This window comes from Cryptosporangium aurantiacum, from assembly GCF_900143005.1.
GTDB classification, from domain to species: Bacteria; Actinomycetota; Actinomycetes; order Mycobacteriales; family Cryptosporangiaceae; genus Cryptosporangium; species Cryptosporangium aurantiacum.
This window is the reverse complement of sequence record NZ_FRCS01000001.1, coordinates 1133438-1155234: the sequence shown is the minus strand read 5'-3', so window position 1 is coordinate 1155234 and position 21797 is coordinate 1133438. Positions and strand designations below refer to the sequence as shown.

General features: G+C 72.6%; 22 protein-coding genes and 1 pseudogene. 5 read left to right on the top strand and 18 right to left on the bottom strand.

Annotated elements, in window-relative coordinates; translation table 11 throughout:
• Positions 1-27: 27 nt before the first annotated feature.
• Positions 28-210 (top strand): annotated as a pseudogene (locus BUB75_RS48425) (class I SAM-dependent methyltransferase); the annotation flags it as partial.
• A gap of 79 nt (positions 211-289) precedes the next feature.
• Here BUB75_RS48425 and dmpG read toward each other — a convergent pair.
• From dmpG to BUB75_RS05010, 3 genes are read right to left on the bottom strand one after another with little or no spacing between them, the layout of a single operon-like run.
• On the bottom strand, positions 290-1327 hold the full coding sequence (dmpG, locus tag BUB75_RS05020) for a 4-hydroxy-2-oxovalerate aldolase (RefSeq protein WP_073251837.1): 1038 nt from the start codon (positions 1325-1327) through the stop codon (positions 290-292).
• Positions 1324-2214, bottom strand: coding sequence for an acetaldehyde dehydrogenase (acetylating) (locus tag BUB75_RS05015; protein WP_073251835.1), 891 nt, complete (start codon positions 2212-2214; stop codon positions 1324-1326). The genes dmpG and BUB75_RS05015 overlap by 4 nt, the downstream gene beginning before the upstream one ends.
• Positions 2211-3035: a 2-keto-4-pentenoate hydratase gene (locus tag BUB75_RS05010; protein WP_073251833.1), complete on the bottom strand. Its 825-nt coding sequence runs from the start codon at positions 3033-3035 to the stop codon at positions 2211-2213. The genes BUB75_RS05015 and BUB75_RS05010 overlap by 4 nt, the downstream gene beginning before the upstream one ends.
• A 109-nt stretch (positions 3036-3144) precedes the next feature.
• On the opposite strand from BUB75_RS05010, the gene kstD reads away from it, so the two are divergent.
• Entirely contained in the window at positions 3145-4815 is a 1671-nt protein-coding gene (gene kstD / locus BUB75_RS05005) for a 3-oxosteroid 1-dehydrogenase (protein WP_073251830.1), read from the top strand.
• 30 nt (positions 4816-4845) lie between these two features.
• Here the strand turns inward: kstD and BUB75_RS05000 are convergent, their stop codons facing one another.
• From BUB75_RS05000 to BUB75_RS04980, 5 genes are read right to left on the bottom strand one after another with little or no spacing between them, the layout of a single operon-like run.
• Complete coding sequence (locus BUB75_RS05000; RefSeq protein ID WP_073251828.1) at positions 4846-6015, bottom strand: lipid-transfer protein; 1170 nt, start codon at positions 6013-6015, stop codon at positions 4846-4848.
• Complete coding sequence (locus tag BUB75_RS04995; protein ID WP_073251826.1) at positions 6012-6395, bottom strand: MaoC family dehydratase; 384 nt, start codon at positions 6393-6395, stop codon at positions 6012-6014. The genes BUB75_RS05000 and BUB75_RS04995 overlap by 4 nt, the downstream gene beginning before the upstream one ends.
• Entirely contained in the window at positions 6392-7309 is a 918-nt protein-coding gene (locus tag BUB75_RS04990) for a bifunctional MaoC family dehydratase N-terminal/OB-fold nucleic acid binding domain-containing protein (protein ID WP_073251824.1), read from the bottom strand. Before BUB75_RS04990 ends, BUB75_RS04995 begins: the two co-directional genes overlap by 4 nt.
• Positions 7306-8484 carry an acyl-CoA dehydrogenase family protein gene (locus BUB75_RS04985; protein WP_073251822.1) on the bottom strand — a complete coding sequence of 393 codons (1179 nt, stop codon included), beginning with the start codon at positions 8482-8484 and terminating at the stop codon, positions 7306-7308. The genes BUB75_RS04990 and BUB75_RS04985 overlap by 4 nt, the downstream gene beginning before the upstream one ends.
• A complete protein-coding gene (locus BUB75_RS04980) occupies positions 8475-9536 on the bottom strand; it encodes an acyl-CoA dehydrogenase family protein (RefSeq protein ID WP_073251820.1) in 1062 nt (353 codons plus the stop codon). The genes BUB75_RS04985 and BUB75_RS04980 overlap by 10 nt, the downstream gene beginning before the upstream one ends.
• Positions 9537-9749: 213 nt before the next feature.
• Between BUB75_RS04980 and kstR the strand changes: the two genes are divergently transcribed.
• Positions 9750-10415 (top strand): cholesterol catabolism transcriptional regulator KstR, encoded by a 666-nt coding sequence (gene kstR / locus BUB75_RS04975; protein ID WP_073251818.1) that lies wholly within the window; start codon positions 9750-9752, stop codon positions 10413-10415.
• Here the strand turns inward: kstR and BUB75_RS04970 are convergent.
• Both BUB75_RS04970 and BUB75_RS04965 read right to left on the bottom strand, forming a co-directional pair.
• A complete protein-coding gene (locus tag BUB75_RS04970) occupies positions 10384-11589 on the bottom strand; it encodes a metallophosphoesterase (protein WP_084740225.1) in 1206 nt (401 codons plus the stop codon). The two genes, kstR and BUB75_RS04970, sit on opposite strands and share 32 nt — an antisense overlap.
• An 82-nt stretch (positions 11590-11671) precedes the next feature.
• Positions 11672-12898 carry an MFS transporter gene (locus BUB75_RS04965; protein WP_218617300.1) on the bottom strand — a complete coding sequence of 409 codons (1227 nt, stop codon included), beginning with the start codon at positions 12896-12898 and terminating at the stop codon, positions 11672-11674.
• Between the two features lie 98 nt (positions 12899-12996).
• Here BUB75_RS04965 and BUB75_RS04960 point away from each other — a divergent pair, with 98 nt between their 5' ends.
• Positions 12997-13521: a nuclear transport factor 2 family protein gene (locus tag BUB75_RS04960; RefSeq protein ID WP_143175027.1), complete on the top strand. Its 525-nt coding sequence runs from the start codon at positions 12997-12999 to the stop codon at positions 13519-13521.
• Here the strand turns inward: BUB75_RS04960 and BUB75_RS04955 are convergent.
• The 4 genes from BUB75_RS04955 to BUB75_RS04940 are packed head-to-tail and all read right to left on the bottom strand — an operon-like array spanning position 13507 to position 16992.
• Positions 13507-14208: a FadR/GntR family transcriptional regulator gene (locus BUB75_RS04955; RefSeq protein ID WP_073251814.1), complete on the bottom strand. Its 702-nt coding sequence runs from the start codon at positions 14206-14208 to the stop codon at positions 13507-13509. The two genes, BUB75_RS04960 and BUB75_RS04955, sit on opposite strands and share 15 nt — an antisense overlap.
• Complete coding sequence (locus tag BUB75_RS04950; RefSeq protein ID WP_073251813.1) at positions 14205-15047, bottom strand: sterol desaturase family protein; 843 nt, start codon at positions 15045-15047, stop codon at positions 14205-14207. Before BUB75_RS04950 ends, BUB75_RS04955 begins: the two co-directional genes overlap by 4 nt.
• 49 nt (positions 15048-15096) lie before the next feature.
• Entirely contained in the window at positions 15097-15756 is a 660-nt protein-coding gene (locus BUB75_RS04945; RefSeq protein ID WP_073251811.1) for a TetR/AcrR family transcriptional regulator, read from the bottom strand.
• A 9-nt stretch (positions 15757-15765) separates the two neighbouring features.
• On the bottom strand, positions 15766-16992 hold the full coding sequence (locus BUB75_RS04940) for a cytochrome P450 (protein WP_073252819.1): 1227 nt from the start codon (positions 16990-16992) through the stop codon (positions 15766-15768).
• A 244-nt stretch (positions 16993-17236) separates the two neighbouring features.
• Here BUB75_RS04940 and BUB75_RS04935 point away from each other — a divergent pair, with 244 nt between their 5' ends.
• Entirely contained in the window at positions 17237-18499 is a 1263-nt protein-coding gene (locus BUB75_RS04935; protein WP_084740221.1) for an aminotransferase class V-fold PLP-dependent enzyme, read from the top strand.
• Here the strand turns inward: BUB75_RS04935 and BUB75_RS04930 are convergent.
• The 4 genes from BUB75_RS04930 to BUB75_RS04915 are packed head-to-tail and all read right to left on the bottom strand — an operon-like array spanning position 18486 to position 21788.
• Positions 18486-19235, bottom strand: coding sequence for an ABC transporter ATP-binding protein (locus tag BUB75_RS04930; protein WP_073251807.1), 750 nt, complete (start codon positions 19233-19235; stop codon positions 18486-18488). The genes BUB75_RS04935 and BUB75_RS04930 overlap by 14 nt on opposite strands.
• On the bottom strand, positions 19232-20017 hold the full coding sequence (locus tag BUB75_RS04925; protein WP_073251805.1) for an ATP-binding cassette domain-containing protein: 786 nt from the start codon (positions 20015-20017) through the stop codon (positions 19232-19234). The genes BUB75_RS04930 and BUB75_RS04925 overlap by 4 nt, the downstream gene beginning before the upstream one ends.
• On the bottom strand, positions 20014-20835 hold the full coding sequence (locus BUB75_RS04920; RefSeq protein WP_073251803.1) for an ABC transporter permease: 822 nt from the start codon (positions 20833-20835) through the stop codon (positions 20014-20016). The genes BUB75_RS04925 and BUB75_RS04920 overlap by 4 nt, the downstream gene beginning before the upstream one ends.
• The gene (locus tag BUB75_RS04915; RefSeq protein WP_073252817.1) at positions 20832-21788 is read right to left on the bottom strand and encodes an ABC transporter permease subunit; all 957 of its coding nucleotides are present in this window, start codon (positions 21786-21788) and stop codon (positions 20832-20834) included. Before BUB75_RS04915 ends, BUB75_RS04920 begins: the two co-directional genes overlap by 4 nt.
• Between the last annotated feature and the right edge of the window lie 9 nt (positions 21789-21797).

The following is a 21797-nucleotide window of genomic DNA, read 5'->3' as shown; positions in this document are numbered from 1 at the left end:
TCAACTCCGCCTGCCGAACGGTCCACAATGGGCCAGTGTCAGAGCCCGTCGATGGTGGCGCTGGCCCAGCGCCGGTTGCCCAACGGCGTCGCGGTGCGGGGTGACGCCCTAGACCTGCCGTTCGCCGACGACAGCTTCGACCGGGTGTTCGCCGGCCACTTCTACGGGCACCTGCCGCCCGGCGAGCGCGCCACGTTCCTGGCGGAGGCTCGCCGGGTCGCTGCACACCTCGTCGTCGTGGACTCCGCGCTCAACCCCGGGGGGCAGAACTCGCGGACGAGATCGGCGGTCAGCCGACGCTGGCCGGCGACTGGTTCGTGGCCGCGGCCGCCTCCCGCTGAAGCTCCAGCGCGATGTCGATCAGCTGGTCCTCCTGGCCGCCGACCAGCTTCCGCGCCCCGGCGCGCACCAGGATCTCCGCGCCCGAGACGTTGTACCGCTCGGCCTGCCGGAACGCGTGCTTGAGGAAGCTGGAGTACACCCCGGCGTACCCCATGATCAGCGCCATCCGGTCGAGCTTGCACTCCTCGGGCATCGTCGGCAGCACCACGTCCTCGGCGGCGTCGACGATCGCGAAGAAGTCGATCCCGGTCTCGATGCCGAGCTTGTCGCACACCCCGACGAACGCCTCGACCGGCGTGTTGCCCGCTCCGGCGCCGAACCGGCGGGTCGAGCCGTCGATCTGCCGGGCTCCGGCGCGGACGGCCAGCACCGAGTTGGCGACACCCAGCCCCAGGTTCTCGTGCCCGTGGAAGCCCACTTGCGCGTCGTCCCCGAGCTCCGAAACCAATGCCGAGACTCGATCCCCCACCTGATCGAGAACCAACGCGCCCGCCGAGTCGACGACGTAGACGCACTGACACCCCGCGTCGGCCATGATCCGGGCCTGCTTCGCCAGCGCCTCGGGCGGCTGCGAGTGGGCCATCATCAGGAACCCGACGGTCTCCAGGCCGAGGTCGCGGGCGAGTCCGAAGTGCTGGATCGAGACGTCGGCCTCGGTGCAGTGCGTGGCCACCCGGCAGATCTTCGCCCCGTTGTCGGCCGCGGCGCGGATGTCGTCCTTGACGCCGACGCCCGGCAGCATCAAGAACGCGATCTTCGCGCGCTGCGCCGTCGCCACGGCGGCCGAGATCAGCTCCTGCTCGGGCGTGTGGCTGAACCCGTACGTGAACGAGGATCCGCCCAGCCCGTCGCCGTGCGTCACCTCGATCACGGGGACGCCTGCGGCGTCCAGCGCGCCGACGACCGCGCGCACCTCGTCGGCCGTGAACTGGTGGCGTTTCGCGTGCGAGCCGTCCCGGAGGGACGTATCGGTGATCCGGATCATGAGGACACCCCCTGCATAGCCGTGGCGAGTTCCGCGCCGACCCGGGCGGCGGCCGCGGTCATGATGTCGAGGTTGCCCGCGTACGGCGGGAGGAAGTCACCGGCGCCCTCCACCTCGATGAAGATGCTCACCCGTGCCTGACCGTCGGCCTCGTCGAACTGGACGTCGTTGAGCAGCCGGTACCCGGGGACGTAGGTCGCGACGTCCGCAACCATCCGCACCACCGAAGCGGCGATCGCGTCGGCGTCGGCCCCGGAGGAAACCGCGCAGAAGATCGTGTCGCGCATGATCATCGGCGGGTCGGCGGGGTTGAGGACGATGATCGCCTTCCCCCGCTGCGCTCCGCCGATCAGCTCGATGCCACGGCTGGTCACCCGCGTGAACTCGTCGATGTTGGCCCGGGTTCCCGGCCCGGCCGACTTCGACGCGACGGTGGCGACGATCTCGGCGTAGTGCACCGGCGTCACCCGGGACACGGCGGCGACCATCGGAATCGTCGCCTGACCACCGCAGGTGATCAGGTTGACGTTCGTCGCGCCCAGCTCGTGGCCGAGGTTCACCGAGGGAATCACGGCCGGCCCGACCGCGGCCGGTGTGAGGTCGACCGCCACGATGCCCGCCTCCGCGTACCGCGGAGCGTTGGCCCGGTGCACGTAGGCCGACGTCGCCTCAAAAACCAGATCCGGACGCTCGTCCTGAGCCAATAGCCAATCGACGCCGTCCGCGCTGGTCTCGAGCCCCGCCTCGGACGCGAGCCGCAGCCCTTCGCTGTCCGGGTCGATGCCGATCATCCACCGCGGCTCGATGTGCTCCGAGCGCAACAGCTTGTACATCAGGTCGGTGCCGATGTTCCCGGAACCGACGATCGCCGCTCGTGCGGTACTCACACGCCACCTCGCTGGGTAGGGCTGGTTCGCTGAAGGGCACGTTCGAACGTGAGATGCACCGCGCCGAGCTCCCCGAACTCGGCGCGGAACACGTCGCCGGGACGGGCGTCGACCGCCCGGGTGCAGGACCCGGGCAGCACCACGTGCCCGGCGCGCAGGCGGACCCCGAACCGCGCGACGGTGCGGGCCAGCCAGGCGACCGCGACCAGCGGGTTGCCCAGCACGGCTGAGGACGCGCCGACGCCCACTTCCTCGTCGTTGCGCAGCAGGCGGACCGGGAGCGCGGTGAGGTCGACCGTGCGGGGGTCGAGCCGAGTCGCGCCGAGCACGAACCCGGCCGAGGACGCGTTGTCGGCGATCGTGTCGGGGAGCGCGATCTTCCAGTCGACGATGCGGCTGTCGATGAGTTCGAGTGCGGGCGCGATCGCCGCAGTCGCCGCGAGCGCCTGCTCCTCGGTGCAGTCCTCGGGCAGATCGTCGCCGAGGATGAACCCGACCTCCGGTTCGACCCTCGGGAGCAGGTAGCGGCCGGTGTCGACCGGCTCGTCCTCGCGGCAGGCCATGTCGGCGAGCAGGTGGCCGTAGTCCGGCTCGTCGACGCCCATCATCTGCTGCATGGCCTTCGACGAGAGCCCCACCTTGTGGCCGACGATCGGCGTGCCCGCCGCGGTCCGCCGCTCGATGTTCAGCAGCTGGATCCGGTAGGCATCGGCGGCGTCGATACCGGGATAGGTGGTGATCAGCGGCGGGATCGGCACGCGATCGCGCTCGGCGGCACGCAACACGTCGGCCGCTGACGCGAGGTCGGAAGGGTCCAGCACCGCCGCCTCCTTCTAGAACGCGTTCTTTTCGAGCCCCCTCACACCATAGCGGTGCGACCGGTTGTTTCTATAACGTGTTACAGATCTGGCCGTCACCGGAGGAGCGTCGATGTCCGCTGCCCAGAAGTTCGACCTGGTCGTCGTGGGTGCCGGGGGCGCCGGCATGGCCGCGGCGCTCACCGCCGCCGCGTCCGGCTTGCGCGCGATCGTGGTCGAGAAGGCGCCGCGTTACGGCGGTTCGACCGCCCGGTCCGGCGGCGGCGTCTGGATTCCGAACAACCAGGCCCTCGAGCGGGACGGCGTCGTCGACGACGCCGAAGCGGCCCGTACCTACCTCGCGCACATCGTCGCGACCGCGTCCCGCTCCGGCGACACGGACGTCAGCGCGCTGCAGGCGGCGTTCCTCCGGCACGGCCCGGACATGCTGGCGTTCGTCGAGAAGGAGACGCCGCTGCGGTTCGGGTGGGTGCGGGACTACTCCGACTACTACCCGGAGGCGCCCGGTGGCCGGCCGACCGGGCGTTCGGTGGAACCCAAGCCGCTCCCCTCGTCGGTGCTCGGCGGGCTGCGGTCCACGCTCGAACCGCCGTATCTGGCGTCGAAGTCCGGCCTGGCGATCACGCAGGCCGAGTTCCGCTGGCTCAACCTGGTCGCCAGGCACCCGCGCGGGGTGGCCACCGCGGCCAAGGTCGGCGCCCGCGCGTGGATCAGCCGGGCACGGCGGCGCGAGCTGCTGACGATGGGGCAGGCGCTCGCGGCCGGGTTGCGGGCCGGGCTGGCTCGCCGAGACGTCCCGGTGTGGCTGTCGACGCCCCTGCTCGAACTGGTCGTGAAGGACGGCCGGGTGATCGGCGTCGAGGTCGCGGTGCGCGGCGGCGAGCCGGAGCAACTGCTGGCCGAGCGCGGCGTCGTGCTCACCGCGGGCGGGTTCGAGCGGGACGACACGCTGCGCAAGCGGTACCAGAAGGAGCCGATCGGCACCGAGTGGACGGTCGGCGCCGAGGCGAACACCGGGGACGGGATCCGGGCCGCGCAGGACCTCGGCGCGGCGGTGCGTCTGATGGACGACGCCTGGTGGGGGCCGTCCGTGCCGCTGCCGCGCGGGCCGTACTTCCTGCTCGCCGAGCGGTCGCTGCCGGGGTGCGTCCTGGTCGACGTGGACGGCTCGCGGTTCGTCAACGAAGCCGCGCCCTACGTGGACGCCGTACACGCGATGTACGAGGCGGGCGAACCGCGCATCCCCGCCTGGCTGGTGTTCGACCAGCGGTACCGCGACCGGTACCTGTTCACCGCCCGCGGGCCGCGCCAGCCGCTGCCCGGCTCCTGGTACCGGGCGGGCGTGGCGGCCAAATCGTCCACGCTGGCCGGGCTGGCGGAGAAGATCGGGGTGCCGGCCGAGGCGCTGGAGCAGACCGTGGCGCGGTTCAACGGGTTCGCCTCCACCGGCAAGGACCTCGACTTCGGGCGGGGCGAGTCCGCGTACGACCGGTACTACGGCGATCCGCGGGTGAAGCCGAACCCGTGCCTCGCCGAGCTGGTGAAACCGCCGTTCCACGCGGTCAAGATCGTGCCCGGCGACCTCGGGACGAAGGGCGGGCTGGTCACCGACGAGCGGTCGCGGGTGCTGCGGGAGGACGGCAGCGTGATTCCGGGGCTCTACGCGGCGGGCAACACCAGTGCGCAGGTGATGGGCCGCACGTACGCCGGCCCCGGCGCGACGCTCGGCCCGGCGATGACCTCGGGGTACCTCGCCGCGCTGGACGCCGCCGGAGCACTGTAGACGCGGAGACCTCCTGCTACGGCGCGGTGGTCAGGCCGCGCCGAGCAGCAGGCCGCTGGTGGGCACGCCGGTGCCTGCGGTGACCAGCACGGTCTCCGCCCCAGGCACCTGGTTGACGGCCGTGCCGCGGACCTGCCGCACCGCCTCCGCGATGCCGTTCATGCCGTGGATGTACGCCTCGCCGAGCTGCCCGCCGTGCGGGTTCGTCGGCAGTGCGCCGTCCAGCCCGAGCGCGCCCGACGCGACGAAGCCCGCCGCCTCACCGCGCCCGCAGAAGCCCAGCTCCTCCAGCTGCACCAGGACGAACGGCGTGAAGTGGTCGTACAGCACCGCGACGTCCACGTCGGAGGGGCCGATCCCGGCCTGCCCCCATAGCTGGCGGGCGACGACGCCCATCTCCGGTAGCCCGGTGAGGTCGTCGCGGTAGTAGCTGGTCATCACGTACTGGTCGGAGCCGCTGCCTTGCGCGGCCCCGGCGATCACCACCGGCGGCCGCCGCAGGTCTCGGGCCCGCGAAGCCGACGTCACCACGACCGCGACCCCGCCGTCGCTCTCCTGGCAGCAGTCGAACAGGCGCAGCGGCTCGCAGATCCAGCGGGACGCCTGGTGGTCCTCCAGCGTGATCGGACGCTGGTAGAACCACGCCGCGGGGTTGGTCGCCGCGTGCGCCCGCATCGTCACCGCGACCCGGCCCAGATCCCGCGAGGACGCCCCGTACGTGTGCAGGTACCGCTGGGCGAACATCGCGACCCAGCTCGCCGGGGTGCCCAGCCCGAACGGGTACGACCAGCCGGCGTCCACCCCGGACGACGTCGGGGCGACCGCCAGGCCGGGCTGCACCTGCCCGAACCGGTGCCCGGAGCGTTCGTTGAACGCCCGGTAACAGACGACGACCGACGCCACACCGGTCGCCACCGCCATCGCCGCCTGCTGGACGGTGGCGCACGCCGCGCCGCCGCCGTAGTGGATCCGGCTGAAGAACGACAGCTCGGGGATGCCCAGCTCCCTGGCCACCGCGATCTCGGTGTTGTTGTCCTGGGTGAAGCTGACCAGCCCGTCGACGTCGGCGGGCGTCAGCCCAGCGTCGTCCAGCGCGGCCCGCACGGCCTGGGCGGCGAGTTTCAGCTCGCTCCGTCCGGAGTCCTTGGAGAAGTCGGTCGCGCCGATGCCGGCGATCGCGGCGGTCTTCGAGAGGCTCACGGCGCGACCTCCAGCGACACGGTCCCGGTGACGTGGTTCCCGCGGCTCACCCGGCCGACCACCGACACGGTGAGCACCGTGCCGTCGGCCGCGGTCACCTCGCCGGAGAACGTCAGCCGGTCGTAGGCGTAACACGGGACGCCGAGCCGGATGGCCACCCGCCCGACCCGCGCCGACGGACCTGCCCAGTCGGTGACGTACCGCTGCACGAGCCCGGTCGTCGTCAGGATGTTGAGGAAGATGTCCTGCGAGCCGCGCGCCACCGCGAGATCCCGGTCGTGGTGCACCTCTTGGAAGTCGCGGGTGGCCAGCGCCGTGCTGACGATGAACGTCGGCGTGGCGTCGAGGCTCAGCTCCGGCAGGACCTCGCCGATCGTCATCGAACCCTCCAGGCAGGCAACGTGAGCTCGTCGTCGATCCGGTCCCAGACCACCTCGACCGGCGTGCCGATCCGGACGACGTCCGGGTCGACGCCGACGACCTCGCCGAGCATCCGCACGCCCTCGTCCAGCTCTACCAGCGCGACCACGTACGGCGTCTGCCGTCCGGGCACCGGCGGGTGGTGGTGGACGACGTAGCTGAATACCGTCCCCAGGCCGCTCGCGACGACGTAACCCGAGGCATCGGCGCCGCACGCGGTGCAGAGCGGGCCCGGCGGGTGCCGCAGCGTCCCGCACTTCTCGCAGCGCTGGATCCGCAGCTCGTTCGCCGCCGTGCCGCCCCAGAAGAACTCGGTGTCCCGGCTGACCACGGGGCGGAGTACGGCGGTGCGCTCCGGCTTCGGTGGGCGGGGCCGGAACTTCAGCACGCGCCACGCCATCTCGGCCACCGGCTCGTCACCGACGTACCAGGTGTTGTGCGTCGTCACGAACCAGCCCTCGCCGAGCGCGGTCTGCTTGGGGCCGATCACGTCGCCCAGCCGGGAGCGCACGGTCACCAGTTCGCCGGGGTGGAGATAGCGGTGATACGTCTGGTCGCAGTCGGTGGCGACGATCGACGGGTATCCGGCCTCGGTGAGCACCGTGATCATCGACCACAGCGGGTCGTCGGCGTCGCGGGCCCGGCCCAGCCCCGGCATCGTCCAGACCTGGATCATCGCCGGTGGTGCGACGACGCCCGGGTGACCGGCGGCGCGCGCGGCGTCGTCGTCGGTGTAGATCGGGTTCTGGTCGCCGAGGGCGTCGAGCCAGGCGTGCGTGGTGGCGGGGTTCACCGGGTCGCGCGCGGTGAACGGGGCGCTCTCGCCGCGGGCGCGGATCTTCTCCGCGGCGCTCAGGATGTCTTCGGACGTCATCGGGGCACCCTCTCCAGGCCGAGGCCCGCGGTCGCGATCAGTTCCCGCTGGATCTCGTCGACGCCGCCGCCGAACGTCAGTACGGTGTTGCGTTTGCGCTGGACGTCCAGCCAGCGCAGCAGCGCCGCGGTCTCCGGGTCGGCGGGGTCACCGTGCCGGGACACGACGTCCTCCAGCAGCGGACCCACCCACTGAGCGGCCTGGGACGCGAACACCTTGGTCGCGGACGCGTCGGCGACCTCGGCCGCACCGAGGTCGCGCCCGGCCGCCGCGGCGACCTGCCAGTTCAGCAGCTCGTTGACCCGCTGGCCGGCGTGCACCCTGGCCAGCGCGCGTCGCACGTCGGGCCGGTCGAGCAGCGGCGTCCCGTCGGGGTCGGACCGGGTCGACGCCCACTCCCGGACCCGGTCGAGCAGTCCGGCCAGCCGCCCGGCCGGGCCGAGCATCACGCGCTCGTGGTTGAGCTGGGTCGTGATCAGCCGCCAGCCCTGGTTCTCGGCGCCGACCCGCATCGCCACCGGCACCCGCACGTCGCGGTAGTAGGTCGCGTTGACGTGGTGCGCGCCGTCGGACGTGATGATCGGCGTCCACGAGTAGCCGGGGTCGGTGGTGTCGACGATCAGGATCGAGATCCCGCGGTGCTTGGGCGCGTCCGGGTCGGTGCGGCAGGCCAGCCAGATGAAGTCCGCGTCGTGGCCGCCGGTGGTGAAGATCTTCTGGCCGTCGACGACGTACTCGTCACCGTCCCGAACCGCGCGGGTGCGCAGCGACGCCAGGTCGGTGCCGGCCTCCGGCTCGGTATATCCGATCGCGAAGTGGACCTCGCCGCGCAGGATCGGCGGCAGGAACCGGGCTTTCTGCTCGTCGGTGCCGTAGCGCTGCAGCGTCGGCCCGACCGTCTGGAGCGTCACCGACGGCAGCGGGACGACGGCCCGCGCGGCCTCGTTGACGAACAGCTGCTGTTCGACCGGGCCGAGCCCGCGCCCGCCGTACTCGGTCGGCCAGCCCAGGCCCAGCCAGCCGTCCCGGCCCAGCCGGCGGATCAGCTCCCGGTAGACGGTTCCGTGCCGGTCGACGACCATCGCCTCGCGCTCGGCCGTCGACAGCACGCCGCCGAAGTACGCGCGTAACTCGTCGCGGAGCGCCCGCTGAGACGGTGTGAGGTCTATGAACACTTGCCCTCCAGGTACCGCGCGCCGACCCGGTCCAGCGTGCTGTCCGCGCCGCCGACCAGCCGGGCCAGGTCGCTGGCCGCCGCGGAGAACCGGTGCAGTGGGTAGTCCCGGTCGAGCCCGAGGCCGCCGTGCAGGTGGTGGCAGATCCCGATCGCCGCGGGCAGCTCGGTCGCCACCCAGTACGCGGCCACCTCCGGGTCGGTTCCCGGGTCAAGGCCGGTCTGCAGCCGCCAGACCGTGGACGTGGCGAGCAGGTGCAGCGTCCGGGACGCCAGATAGACGTCCGCGACCTGCTGCGCGACCGCCTGGAACGTCGCCAGCGACCGGCCGAACTGCTGCCGGGACGCGACGTGGGCGGTGGTGAGCGCCAGCGCGCCGGCGAGCAGCCCGTCGCCGTAGCTGACCGCGCCCCCCATCGCCAGCCGGTACAGCTCGGCGATCGCGTCGGCGCCGCCGACCAGCGCGTCCGCGGGCACCTGGACGGCGTCCAGCGAGAGCCGGAAGGGGGCGTTCGGCCCGGCTCCCGGCACCGGGGCGACGCGCACGCCCGGCGCGGACGGATCGACCAGCAGCAGCGCCGGGCCGCCCGGATCGCGGGTCACCGGCACCAGGATCCGTTCGGCGGTGCCCGCGTCCGGAGCCCCCAGTTTCACTCCGCTGACCGAGTACCCGCCGTCCTTCGCAGTGGCCACCGTCCGGGGGGCCGCGGGGAACGGCGCCGACGGTTCGTGCAGGGCTGCGGTGAGGATCACACCGTCCTCGACGACCCGGCCGAGCAGCGGTGCCGCGGCCCCGCACCGGGCCAGCGTCAGCCCACCCAGCGCCACCGTCGCGTAGAACGGCGTGCACGCCGCACGGCGTCCCAGCTCGGTCAGCACGACGGCGGCACCGGCGAGGCCCAGCCCGTCGCCGCCGACCTCGACGGGCAACGCCAGCTCGACCAGGCCGGCGTCGGTCAGCGCCGCCCAGCGAGCGTCGTCGCCGGACCGCTCGACCACCAGCGCGGTCAGCTCCGCGGCGTCGCGCAGGGTCGCGTCGAGAGTAAAGTCCACGTCCCGGATACTAGAACAGGTTCTATCGCAGACGTCTGCGCTTCGACGGCAGAGATGACGTTTTCTGACCCGTCAGGGAGGGACGATCGTGCGTTACAGGAACGTGAAGCGCCGATGCCACTAGAACGTGTGACTCTTCGGCCGGGGTACTCTGAGAACGTGCGCGGACGGCGCCCCGCCGTCCGGGTCTCACGGATGCAGGGGGTAGACCCGATGGCGGTACCGGCTCGTGCGCGCGGCGGCGGCCAGGGCGTCCTCACCACGCTGAACTCGCTGACCGAGGACGACCTCGGTTCGGCCGCCCAGCGCGACCGCCGCAAGCGGATGCTGGACGCCACGATCGCACTCGCGACCAAGGGCGGCTACGAGGCCGTGCAGATGCGCGCGGTCGCCGAGAACGCCGACGTCGCGCTCGGCACGCTCTACCGGTACTTCCCCTCGAAGAACCACCTGCTGGTCACCGGCCTCGCCCGCGAGTTCGAGCAGGCGATGGAGAAGCTCGACCGGATCGAGATCCCCGGCGAGACGCAGAGCGAGCGCGTGCTGTTCGTGCTCGGGCGCGTCACCCGCAAGCTGCAGCGGTACCCGCAGCTCACCGAGGCGATGACCCGCGCGTTCATGTTCGCCGACGCCAGCGTCTCGGCCGAGGTCGACACCGTCGCCCGGCTGATGGAGCAGATGTTCGGCCGGGCGATGCACGCCGAGCCGAGCGCCGACGACCGGGCGATCGCCCGGGTGATCGGCGACGTCTGGCTGTCGAACCTGGTGGCCTGGGTGACGCGCCGCGCGTCGGTGAGCGACGTCGCCGCCCGCCTCGAACTGACCGTTCACCTGCTGCTGGACAACGTCAGCGAGGCGCCCGCAGCGTCAGCAGGGTGATCTCGCTCGGCGCGAAGATCCGGAACGGCGGCCCCCAGAAGCCGGTCCCCCCGCTGGTGTAGAGCTGCGTACGGTTGCCGTGCCGCGACAGGCCCCGGACGACCGGCTGGTCGAGCCGCACCAGGAAGTTGAACGGCCACATCTGGCCGCCGTGAGTGTGGCCGGACACCTGCAGGTCGATGCCGGCTGCAGCGGCGTGCCGGATGAACTTCGGCTGGTGTGCGAGCAGCAGCACCGGGAGGTCGGGGTCGGCCCCCTCCAGTGCGGCCGCCAGGTCGGTGCGGTGGCCGGGCAGCCCGGACGCTCCGGCCGTCACGTCGTCGACGCCGGCCAGCACGAGCCGGTCGCCGCCGCGCTCCACGACGACGTGCCGGTTGTGCAGCGGCTCCCAGCCCAGCTCCGCCATCCGGTCGAGCCAGCCCTGGGCCTCGCTGAAGTACTCGTGGTTGCCGGTGACGTAGACCTTGGCCAGCCGGGCGTTCACGGTGCCCAGCGGCGCGGACTGATCCCGCCGCTGCGCCGGCGTGCCGTCGGCGATGTCACCGGCGTGCGCGACGACGTCGGCGTCGAGCGTGTTGATCACGTCCGTGACCTTGCGTGACCACTCGGCCCGGTCGATCGGCCCGTAGTGGGTGTCGGCGATCAGCACGACCCGGGTGCCGTCCAGGCCGGCGCCGAGCCGCGGCAGCGTCACGTCGACCTCGCGGACGCGGGACACCCGCATCGCCTCGTAGTGGCCCCAGAGCAGCAGGCCGACGCTGACCACCAGCGTGAACGCCGCGACGACCCGCGACCGCGCCGGGTTTTCCACCCCGCCCAGCGCCAGCGCCAGCCGGAGCACGTCGCCGATCAACGACCAGACGAACAGCACCCAGACGACGCCGAGCAGCGTGTCGCCGATACGTGCCGCGCGGTCGTCGTGGCGACCGTGGCCGCGGGTCATCGCCAGCGGCAGCCCGACCAGCCCGGCGAGGAACACCAGCGTGCCGACCACGACGACCGGCAGCGGCCAGTCGTTGGAGGGGCCGACGAACGTGAACCACGGCACGCCGAACAGCAGCAGCGAGATGACCAGGACGATGCCGAGGAACGCGCCGGCCCGGCGGCTGCGCTCCGGGTTCGGAGCGGGCGTGGCCTCGGCGACGTCCTCGGGCAGCGAATCGAGCTCGGCCACGGGTGCTCCTGTTCGGTGGTTCGGGTGGACGGGGCGCTCGTTAGACCAACGGCACGCTACTCGTCCTGATTCCGCGTCCCGGTCAACGGCTCGTGTCCGTGCGGTAGCGCCGCAGGGCCGGTAGCGCCACCGCGAGCGCCAGCGCACCCAGCCCGCACGCCAGCCCACCCAGCGCCGCGCTGGCCGCCGGACCGGCGAACGCCGCCACCGCACCGGCCCGGACGTTGCCGAGTTGCGGACCACCGGCCCCGACCACGAAGTCCACGCCGCTGATCCGGCCGCGCAGCTCGTCGGGCGTCGTCAGCTGCAGGATCGTGGCGCGGCAGACGACCGTCACCACGTCGGCCGCCCCGGCGACCACCAGGAACCCGAGGGCGAGCCAGAGCGTCGGGCTCAGCCCGAGTCCCAGGATCGCCAGGCCCCAGCACCCCACCGCCACCAGCATCGCCACGCCCGGACGCCGTACCGCACCCAGCGGCCCGGACAGCGCCGCGGCCAACAGCCCGCCGAGCCCCAGCGCGGCGTAGAGCAGGCTGGTCGCCAGCTCCCCGCCGCCGAACCGGGTGTCGGCCAGCGCCGGGAACAGCGCGTGCGGCAGCGCGAGCACCATGGCGTCCAGATCGGCAAGAAGGGAACCCGCGACCAGCGGGTGCCGCCTCGCGTACCGCAGCCCCTCCGCGACCGAGCGCACGCCGGCGGCCGTGCCGCCGCCCGCGGGTGGCATCGGCCGGATCCCCGCGATCGTCCAGACCGCGAACGCGTAGGTGGCCGCGTCCAGCAGGTAGACCGCGACGGCGCCGATCGACGCCATGAGCACGCCGGCCAGCAGCGGACCGGCGAGGAAGCTGATCTGCCAGGCGAGGTGGGTGAGCGCGGCCGCCGCCGGGACCAGCCCGGCAGGCAGCAGGCGGGGCGGGAACGTGCGGCGCGCCGGGGCGTCCACCGCCGAGAGGCCCGACTGGGCCGCCGCCAGCGCGTACAGGAGCCAGAGTTGCCGCAGGTCGAGCGCCGCCTGCACGGCGAGCAGCGTCGCCACCAGCGCGAGGGCCGAGCTGGTGACCAGCACGAGCCGCCTGCGGTCGACCGCGTCGGCGATCGAGCCGCCGAACAGCCCGAGGGCGAGCGTCGGGACCAGCGTGGCCAGCCCGATGGCTCCGACCGCGAACGACGAGCCGGTGAGGTCGTACACCTGGACCGCGAGCGCCACACCGGTCATGCCGGTGCCGATCGCGGAGAACGCGTGACCGATCCAGGCCCGACGGAACTCGGGGGACGCGCGGAGCGGGCGCACGTCGGCCAGAAGCGGCACGATCGCCGAACTTACCCGAGCTAATTGACTACATGCCGTAGACGTTCCCGCGTGCCGCGGCGTACGGTGTGGACATTCCGACGTTCGGGGAGGCAGTCATGGCCGTCATGTCCGTGGACAGCACGACCGCAGCCTGGCGGGCGGCAGGCGAGAGCGGCGACGCGGAGGCCGCCGCCGCGTGTCTCGCCGACACCGTCGAGGCGATCTCCCCGCTCACCGCCGCGTTCCGCTTCTCCGGCCGGGACCAGGTGCGCGAGATGCTGATCGCCGCGATGGAGGTCTTCGAGGACCTGCGCTACCACACCGAGGTCGGCGACGAGCGCACGCGCGCGCTGTTCCTGACCGGACGGGCCGGCCGCGAGCAGTTCGAGGAGGCGCAGCTGCTGCGGTTCGACGCCGACGGCCGGATCGTCGAGCTGACGCTGTTCGGGCGGCCGTTACCCGCGCTGACGCAGGTGATGGGCAGCATCGGTCCGCTGCTGGTGCGGCGGCAGGGACGGCCAGGGCTGGCCAGGCTGATCCGGGTCGCGAGCGCGCCGCTGGCGCTGTTCACCCGCGTCGGTGAGCGCCGCCTGGTCCCGCTCGCCGATCCGAACCGCGGACGCGGCTCAGCCGACGGGTGAGCCGAGCGACCGAAGCATGACCGACGTCAGGCGGCGCGCCGCCGTCGCGGCGCCGTCGGCGTCGGACGCGGCGATCGCGGACGCGAGCACCCGCTGGGTCGCCAGGTCGGCGGCCTCCGGTGCGCTCAACGGCCGCGTCACCGCGACGTTCTGGTTCATCGCGGTGACGAGGCTGTTGTACGCGAGCTGGTAGGCGACGTTCTCGCCTGCGAGGACGATCAGCCGCCAGAACTGCTCGTAGCGTTCGGCCAGCACGATCGGGTCGGACACCCCGGTAGAGCCGGTAACGAAGTCCTCGATCTCGGCGGCGGCCACCGCCGAGGCGCGCACCGCCGCCAGCCGCGCGGCGTCGACGCCGATCGCCAGCCGCATCTCCAGCGCCGACCGCAGGATCTCCCCGCTGGCCAGCTCCGAGGCGGCCAGGTCACCGAGGACCTCGAGCCCGGCGTGCGTCCGCCAGTCCAGGACCCGGGTCGCACCACCGTGGCTGACCTCGACCAGCCGCGCCTGCTGCAACCGGCGCATCGCCTCGCGCAACCCGTGCCGCGCCACGCCGAACTGCTCGGCCAGCGCCCGCTCCCCCGGCAGCGCGGTGCCCGCGGCGAGCGTCCCGGTCAGGATCGCGTCCCGCAACTGCCGGTAGACGCCATCGGAGACACCACTGCGCGCGATCGGGCTGAAGGTCACCGCACCGACTTTACGGCGGGCGCCCATCCCGGCCCGCGGAGCAGGTACCCGGCCCGGTCACGCCAGGACGACGCCGTGCGCAGCGCCCGTCCGATCGCCACGTACTCGCTGAACGCGACCTTGACCGGGTTGTACGTGCCGATGTTCTTGGTCAGCCCGTAGACAACCCGCTCGCCCTCCGGTTCGAACGTGCCGAACAGCCGGTCCCAGACGATCAGGATGCCGCCGTAGTTGCGGTCCAGGTACATCTGCTGGACGCCATGGTGGACCCGGTGGTGCGACGGGGTGTTGAACACCGCCTCGTACCAGCGCGGCATCGTGCCGATCCGCTCGGTGTGCAGGAAGAACTGGTAGATCAGGTTGACCGACAGCTGGAAGAAGATCATCCAGGGCGGGATCCCGATCGCGGCCAGCGGCAGCCAGAACGGCAGCGCGGTGAACGGCGTCCAGGGCTGGCGCAACGCGGTCGAGAAGTTGTACCGCTGGCTGGAGTGGTGCACGACGTGCGAGGCCCAGAGGATGCGGACCTCGTGGTGCGACCGGTGGTACCAGTAGTACGCGAGGTCGTCGGCGAAGAACAGCAACACCCAGGTCCAGATCGACGTCGGGTCCAGGCGCAGCGGGGTGAGCGCGTAGACGCCGGCCAGCGCGCCGAGCGTGACCAGCTTCCAGCCTGCCTCCACGACCAGGAAACCCAGCCCCATCGACAGGCTGGTCACGGTGTCCCACGGCGTGTAGCCCAGCTCGCTCTCGTCGCTGAGAAAGCGGTACGACGCGATCTCCAGCACGAGGAACAGCACGAACACCGGCACGGCGAAGACGAGCACGTACTCCGTCATGCGCGCTAGCGTACGGACACTGGTCCACTGGTTCAACCAGTATGGCGGATCACGCTCTGCGGGGCAGCGCGTCGATCGCGGCGACCAGCAGATCCAGGCCGAACTCGAAGTCGGCCTCGGGATCGTGCGCCAGCAACGCCGGTGCCGACGCGACGACGTGCGGGAACTGCGCCGGGTCCACGCGCGCCAGCGCGGGCGCCGACCCCTCGGAGACCCGATCGATCAGCTGGCCGAGCCAGAGCGCCTGCAACTGGGAGCCGACCGCGTACGCCATCAGCGCGTGCACGATGCGCACCGCGGTCGCGCCCTCGAACCCCGCCTCGGCCGCCAGCGCGAGCGCGCGCTCGGCCAGCCGGGACGCCGCCGTGCTGTCGATCGAGTGCGTGAGCACCACCCGCATCGCCTGCGGGTACTCGTGGGCCGCCGCCCGGAAAGCGCGCACCAGCGCACGGCCCTCTTCGCGCCAGTCCCCTGTCCCCGACGGCACGACGTCCAGGCCGGCCACGACGTACTCGGCCACACCCTCCATCAGCGCGGCCTTGTTCGGGACGTGGTTGTAGAGCGACATCACCGCGACGCCGAGCTCGGCCGCCACCGCACGCATCGACAGCGCCTCGGCGCCGTGCCGCTCGAGCAGCTCCACCGCGGCGTGGACGATCCGCTCCCGGGTCAGGACCAGCCGCACCACCGGCTCCGGAGACTTCCTCACCGGCTCACGCTATCCGAGGCGCACCGGCAGCTCGACGTAACCGCGCAGCGTCCGGGTCGGGCGACGCAGCGGACGCCCGGCCACCGCGAGGTTCGGGTAGCGCTCGAACAGCCGGCGCAGCGCCTCCTCCCCCTCGATCCGCGCCAGCGCCGCACCCAGGCAGTAGTGGACGCCGCTGGAGAACGCCAGGTGCTCGCGGGCGTTCGTCCGGTGGATGTCGAACCGCTCGGGGTCGTCGAACACCTCCGGGTCGCGGTTCGCGCCACCGATCAGGACCGAGAGGAACGTGCCCGCCCGCACCGGCACGCCGGCGACCTCGGTGTCGTGCAGCGCCAGCCGGGCGGTGTTCTGCACCGGGGACTCGTACCGCAGGATCTCCTCGACCGCGTTGCCCCACCCGTTCGCGTCGGCGCGCAGGTCGGCCAGCTGGTCCTCGTTCTGCATCAGCAGCTCGGCCCCGTTACCGATCAGGTTGACCGTGGTCTCGAAGCCCGCCGCCAGCAGCAGCCCGGCGATCGCCTGCAGCTCGGTCTCGGTCAGCTCGTTCTCGACCCGGACGAGCTGGCTGAGCAGGTCGTCGCCGGGCTCCCGCCGCAGCCGGGCGAAGTGGCCGGACATCCACTCGTTGAGCTCGCGGATCGCCCGGTCCACCCGGCGGAACTCGCGATAGGTCAGTCCGATGTCGAGCACCGGTGCCGCGGTGCTGCCCCAGGCGATGAACTGTGACCGCATCTCGGTCGGCACGCCGAGGATCTCGGCGATGATCGTCACCGGCAGCAGGCTCGCGTACCGGCTCACCAGGTCGACCGGTTCGCCGCGGCTCTCCCGTTCGGCGCGGTCGAGCAGGTCGTCGGCGAGCTCACCGACCCGGCCGCGCATCGCGGCCATCGCCCGCGGCGTGAACACCTTCGAGACGAGCCGCCGGTACCGGGTGTGGTCGGGCGGGTTCACCGCCAGCATCGAGGGCGGCGTCACCGGGCCGATCGTCCGATCGGGACGCGTCATCAGCCAGCGGGGCAGTGCGGGCAACGTGCTCGGATCGGCCACCACGCCGAACGCGTCGCTGCGCAGCGTGGCTCCGGCGACCGCGTGGCTGGCGGTGGCGGCCAGGAACGAACCCTTGAGCACCGGCCCCCGCTCGCGGATCTGCGCGTAGAGCGGGAACGGGTTCGCGCGGACCGCCGGGTCGGAGAAGAGCGTCGCCTGCAGGTCGCCCTGCTTCCGCGCGCGCTTCATCGCCACCCGGGCCACGCCGTGCCGGGCCGACCAGGAGCCCGCCGTCAACAGCTCGGCCCGTAAGCGGCCGGGGGGTCGCACGGCCCGCACCACCGGCTGGTTGCTGGTCAGCGTCATGGCGCCTCCTCGATACGTACTCCGTACGTGTTACGTACGTTGTACGTACGGCGGCTCGCGCTTGTCAAGGAAACCGTGGGGCAAGCGCGGACCTTTTCGGGGTCCCCTTCTACAGGGAGTGACGCCTATGCTCGCCACGGTGACTCTTGCCCGCCCCCTTCGGGCGCTTCCCGTCCTGGGTGCAGACCTGCCGGTGACCCTCGCCGACGGTCGCATCACCAACCACGTCAACCTCGACTACGCGGCCACTGCCCCGTGCCTGGCCGCCGCCGCGGACGCGGTGACCCAGATCCTCCCCTGGTACGCGAGCGTCCACCGTGGTGCGGGCGCGGCGTCGCAGCGCAGCACGCTCGCCTACGAACGGGCCCGGCAGACGATCGGCGACTTCGTCGGCGCCCGCGTGGACGACCACGTGATCTTCACCCGCAACACCACCGACGCGCTGAACCTGCTGGCCAGGGCGCTCCCGTCCGGGACGACGGTCGTCGGGTGGGCGGGCGAGCACCACGCGAACCTGCTGCCGTGGGGCACGACGGTCTCGCTGCCGGTGCCCCGGACGTCCGGCGAGGCGATCGACACCCTCGATCTCACGCTCGCCGGGCTCACCGGGCCGGTCCTGGTCACGGTGACCGGCGCCTCGAACGTCACCGGCGAGGTCTGGCCGATCGCCGAGCTGACCGAGGTGGCGCACCGCCACGGCGCCCGGATCGCGGTGGACGCCGCCCAACTCGCGCCCCACCGCCCGGTGTCGCTGGCCGACTCGGGCGTCGACTACCTAGCGCTCTCCGGTCACAAGCTGTACGCCCCGTTCGGCGCGGGCGTCCTGGCCGGGCGCGCGGACTGGCTCGATTCCGCCGCCCCGTACCTGGCCGGTGGCGGCGCGACCGCGTACGTCGCCGCGGAGGACGGGGGCTACCGGGTCGAGTGGAACGAAGGCCCCGCGCGGCACGAGGCCGGCACCCCGAACCTGGTCGGCGCGGTCGCGCTGGCCGCGGTGTGCGAGGCCCTGGCCGAGTCCGATCGGGACGCGCTGACCGCGCACGAGGCCGCGCTGGTCGAGCGGCTCCGCGAGGGGCTGGACGCGCTGCCCGGCGTGGGCGAGCTCCGGACGTTCCCCGTCGGGCACGACCGGGTCGGGATCGTGAGCTTCGCGGTCGCCGGGGTTCCGGCGCCCGAGGTCTCGGCGCACCTGGCGACCCGGCACGGCATCGGCGTCCGGGACGGGCTGTTCTGCGCGCACCCACTCTCGCAGCGGCTGCTGGCCGACGCGTCCGCCCGGGTGGGTGCCGATCTCGGCACGTCCGCGGTGCGGGCCAGCGTCGGCCTCGGCAGCACCGAGGAGCACGTCGACCGGCTGCTCCTCGGCGTCGCCGAGCTCATCCGAGCGTAGGCAGCCGGGGGACGGCGCTCACCAGGCGGCGGGTATAGGGGTGCGACGGGGCTCCCAGCACCGACGCGGTCTCGCCCTGCTCCACGATGCGCCCGCGCTCCAGCACCGCGGTGTGCGCGCAGAGCGTGGCCACCACCGCGAGGTCGTGGGAGACCATCACGAGCGTCAGCCCGCGGGTCTCCCGCAGCTCCGCGAGCAGATCGACGATCCGCACCCGGGTCGAGACGTCGAGCGCGCTGACCGGCTCGTCGGCGAGCAGCACCCGGGGCTCGCAGACGATGGCCCGCGCGATCGCGATGCGCTGGCGCTGGCCGCCGGAGAACTCGTGCGGGTACCGGTCGACGACGTCGGCCGGTAGCCCGACGGCGTCCAGCGCGGCGGCCACCGCAGCGCCCCGGTCGCCGGGCAGACCGAGCGAGCGGAGCGGCTCGGAGACGATCCGGCCGACCCGCTGCCGGGGGTCGAGCGACGAGTACGGGTCCTGGAAGACGGTCTGGACGCTGCGCCGGAACGCCCGCCCGGCGGACCGCACGTCCACGCCGTCGAACAGCACCGCGCCGCTGGTCGGGCGGGCCAGGCCGAGCAGCAGGCGCAGCAGCGTCGTCTTGCCGGCGCCGGACTCACCGACCAGGGCCGTGCTGCGCCCCTCGGTGATCGCCACCGAGACGTCGCTGAGCACCGGCGCCGACGCGCCCCGGTAGGCGAACCCGACGTCGCGGGCCTCCAGCAGGCTCATGACCACTCCAGTGCGGTGTCCAGTTGGCGGGCGGCGGTCACCAGCGCCTGCGTGTACGGGTGTTGCGGTGCGCGCAGCAGGTCGGTCAGGACACCACGCTCGACCGCCACACCGTGCTCGAGGACGATCACCCGGTCGGTGACCTTCGAGACGACGGCCAGGTCGTGGCTGATGAACAGCAGCCCCATGCCCCGGTCACGCACCAACCCGTCCAGCAGCGACAGCACCTCGGCCTGCACGGTGACGTCCAGCGCGGTGGTCGGCTCGTCCGCGATGAGCAACGCCGGGCGGCACGCCAGCGCCATCGCGATCGCCACCCGCTGGCGCTGGCCCCCGGAGATCTGGTGCGGATAGGCCCGGGCGATCCGCGCCGGGTCGTCCAGCCGCACCTCGGCCAGCGCGTCCAGCACGGCCGCCCGCAACGCACGGCCGCGCACCGCACCGAACCGCCGCAGCGGCGCCGCGACCTGGCGACCCACCCGCATCAGCGGATCGAGCGCGGTCAGCGGCTCCTGGAACACGATCGCGGCCGCGCGGCCCCGGACGGTGTTCAGGACACGATCGGACGCTCCCACGACCTCGGCAGCACCCAGCCGGACGCTTCCGGACGCGGTCAGGCCCGCGGGGAGTAGGCCGACCGACGCCAACGCCGTCAGCGACTTCCCCGAACCCGACTCGCCGATCAGCCCGAGCCGCTCCCCCGCGTCGACCGTGAACGACAGATCGGACACCAGCGCACGATCACCACGCACGTTCAGGCCGGAGACAGCAAGCACGCTCACGACGAAGACCTCCGACGAGTCGGATCCGCCACGTCCCGCAGCCCGTCGGCCACCAGGTTCACGCCCACCACCAGCAGCACCAGCGCGATGCCCGGCGCGAGCGCACCGATCGGCGCGGTGAGCACGGTGGCCTGGGCCTCCTGCAGCAGCTGCCCCCAGGACGCGTTCGGTGGGGGCGGCCCCAGCCCCAGGTACGACAGCGACGCCTCGGCCAGCACCGCCAGCCCGAACTGCAACGCGAGGTTGACGCTCAGCGTCGGCCAGATGTTGGGCAACACGTGTTCCACGACGACGCGGGGCCACGACGTGCCGGACGTCCGGGACGCGGTGATGTAGTCCTGGGCCAGCACCCGCTTCACCAGGATCCGGGTCAGCCGCGCCACGATCGCCGCCATCGCCAGTCCGATCGCGAGCACCGCCGACGTCAGCGACGCCCCCCGGGCGGCCACCACGAGCATCGCCAGCAGCAGCGTCGGGAACGCGATCAGGATGTCCAGCAGCGCGGCGAGCGTGTCGTCGAACCACCGCTGGGCGAACCCGGCCGCCAGCCCGAACGTCACCCCCACGACGCCGCCGAGCAGCACCGCGCCGGCCCCGGTCGCCAGCGCGATCCGGGCGCCGATCATCAGCCGGGTCACCAGGTCGCGGCCGAGCTTGTCGGTGCCCAGCCAGTGCTCCGCCGTGGCTCCGGTCAGCCGTCCGCCGGTCGTGTCGTCCGGCGCGTACGGCGTCCAGACCAGCGACACCAGCGCGATCAGCACGACGAGCCCGACCAGCACGCCGCCCACGACGAGCGCCACCGATCGCCGGCGGCTCATACGACCGATCCCGACCGGAGCCGCGGGTCGATCAGCCGCTGCGCGAGGTCCGCGAGGAAGCCGATGACGAGCACCGCGAGCGTGCTGACGAACAGCACACCCTGGATCACCGGGTAGTCGTGCTGGTCGATCGCCTGGATCAGCAGCGACCCCAGCCCCGGCAGCGCGAACACACTCTCCACCACCACCGCGCCGAGGAACGTCGTGGCCAGCTCGATGCCGAGGATCGACACCACCGGCACGGCCCCGTTCCGCACGCCGTGCCGCCACATCGCGCCGACGAACGAGGAGCCCAGCGCCCGCGCGGTCCGCAGGTAGTCCGAGCCCAGCACGTCCAGCGTCGCCGACCGCACGTACCGGATCAGCGACGCCGACATCACCAGCGCGATCGTCAGGATCGGCAACACGAGCGAGCGCAGCGCGTCCGGAAAGCTGGCCCAGTCGTCGGACGGGAACCCACCGGCCGGCAGCACCCGCCACTCCAGCGCGAACACCGTCACGAGCAGGATCCCGATCCAGAACGCGGGCACCGCGATGCCCAGCTGCGACACGCCGTTCAGCAAAGCCCCGTACCAGGTGTGCGAGCGCCACGCCGCGACGAACCCGACCGGCACCGCGATCAGCAGCGCCAGCAGGAACGAGAGCAGCGTCAGCGGCACGGTCACGACGAGCCGGGACGCGATCTCCGGCCCCACCGGCAGCGAGCTGACGAACGACGTCCCGAACGAGAACGTCGCCAGGTCGCCCAGCCACGGCAGGAACTGCTCGACGAGCGGCTTGTCGGTGCCGATCTGGTGCCGCGCCGCCTCGATCTGGTCCGGCGTCGCACCGACCGAGAGCAGCGCGTTCGCCGGGTCACCCGGCAGCATCCGGAGCAGCACGAACAGCACGACGCTGGCCAGCAGCAACGACACGAGCAGGAACGCGAGCCGCCGGAGTAGGTACCTCCCCAGCGACCCGCG

Coding starts and splice junctions, on each gene's coding strand:
- dmpG (WP_073251837.1), bottom strand. CDS start 1,327: ATGATCCGGATCACCGATACGTCCCTCCGGGACGGCTCGCACGCGAAA.
- kstD (WP_073251830.1), top strand. CDS start 3,145: ATGTCCGCTGCCCAGAAGTTCGACCTGGTCGTCGTGGGTGCCGGGGGC.
- BUB75_RS04995 (WP_073251826.1), bottom strand. CDS start 6,395: ATGACGATCGGCGAGGTCCTGCCGGAGCTGAGCCTCGACGCCACGCCG.
- BUB75_RS04990 (WP_073251824.1), bottom strand. CDS start 7,309: ATGACGTCCGAAGACATCCTGAGCGCCGCGGAGAAGATCCGCGCCCGC.
- kstR (WP_073251818.1), top strand. CDS start 9,750: ATGGCGGTACCGGCTCGTGCGCGCGGCGGCGGCCAGGGCGTCCTCACC.
- BUB75_RS04960 (WP_143175027.1), top strand. CDS start 12,997: ATGGCCGTCATGTCCGTGGACAGCACGACCGCAGCCTGGCGGGCGGCA.
- BUB75_RS04950 (WP_073251813.1), bottom strand. CDS start 15,047: ATGACGGAGTACGTGCTCGTCTTCGCCGTGCCGGTGTTCGTGCTGTTC.
- BUB75_RS04940 (WP_073252819.1), bottom strand. CDS start 16,992: ATGAAGCGCGCGCGGAAGCAGGGCGACCTGCAGGCGACGCTCTTCTCC.
- BUB75_RS04935 (WP_084740221.1), top strand. CDS start 17,237: ATGCTCGCCACGGTGACTCTTGCCCGCCCCCTTCGGGCGCTTCCCGTC.
- BUB75_RS04930 (WP_073251807.1), bottom strand. CDS start 19,235: ATGAGCCTGCTGGAGGCCCGCGACGTCGGGTTCGCCTACCGGGGCGCG.
- BUB75_RS04920 (WP_073251803.1), bottom strand. CDS start 20,835: ATGAGCCGCCGGCGATCGGTGGCGCTCGTCGTGGGCGGCGTGCTGGTC.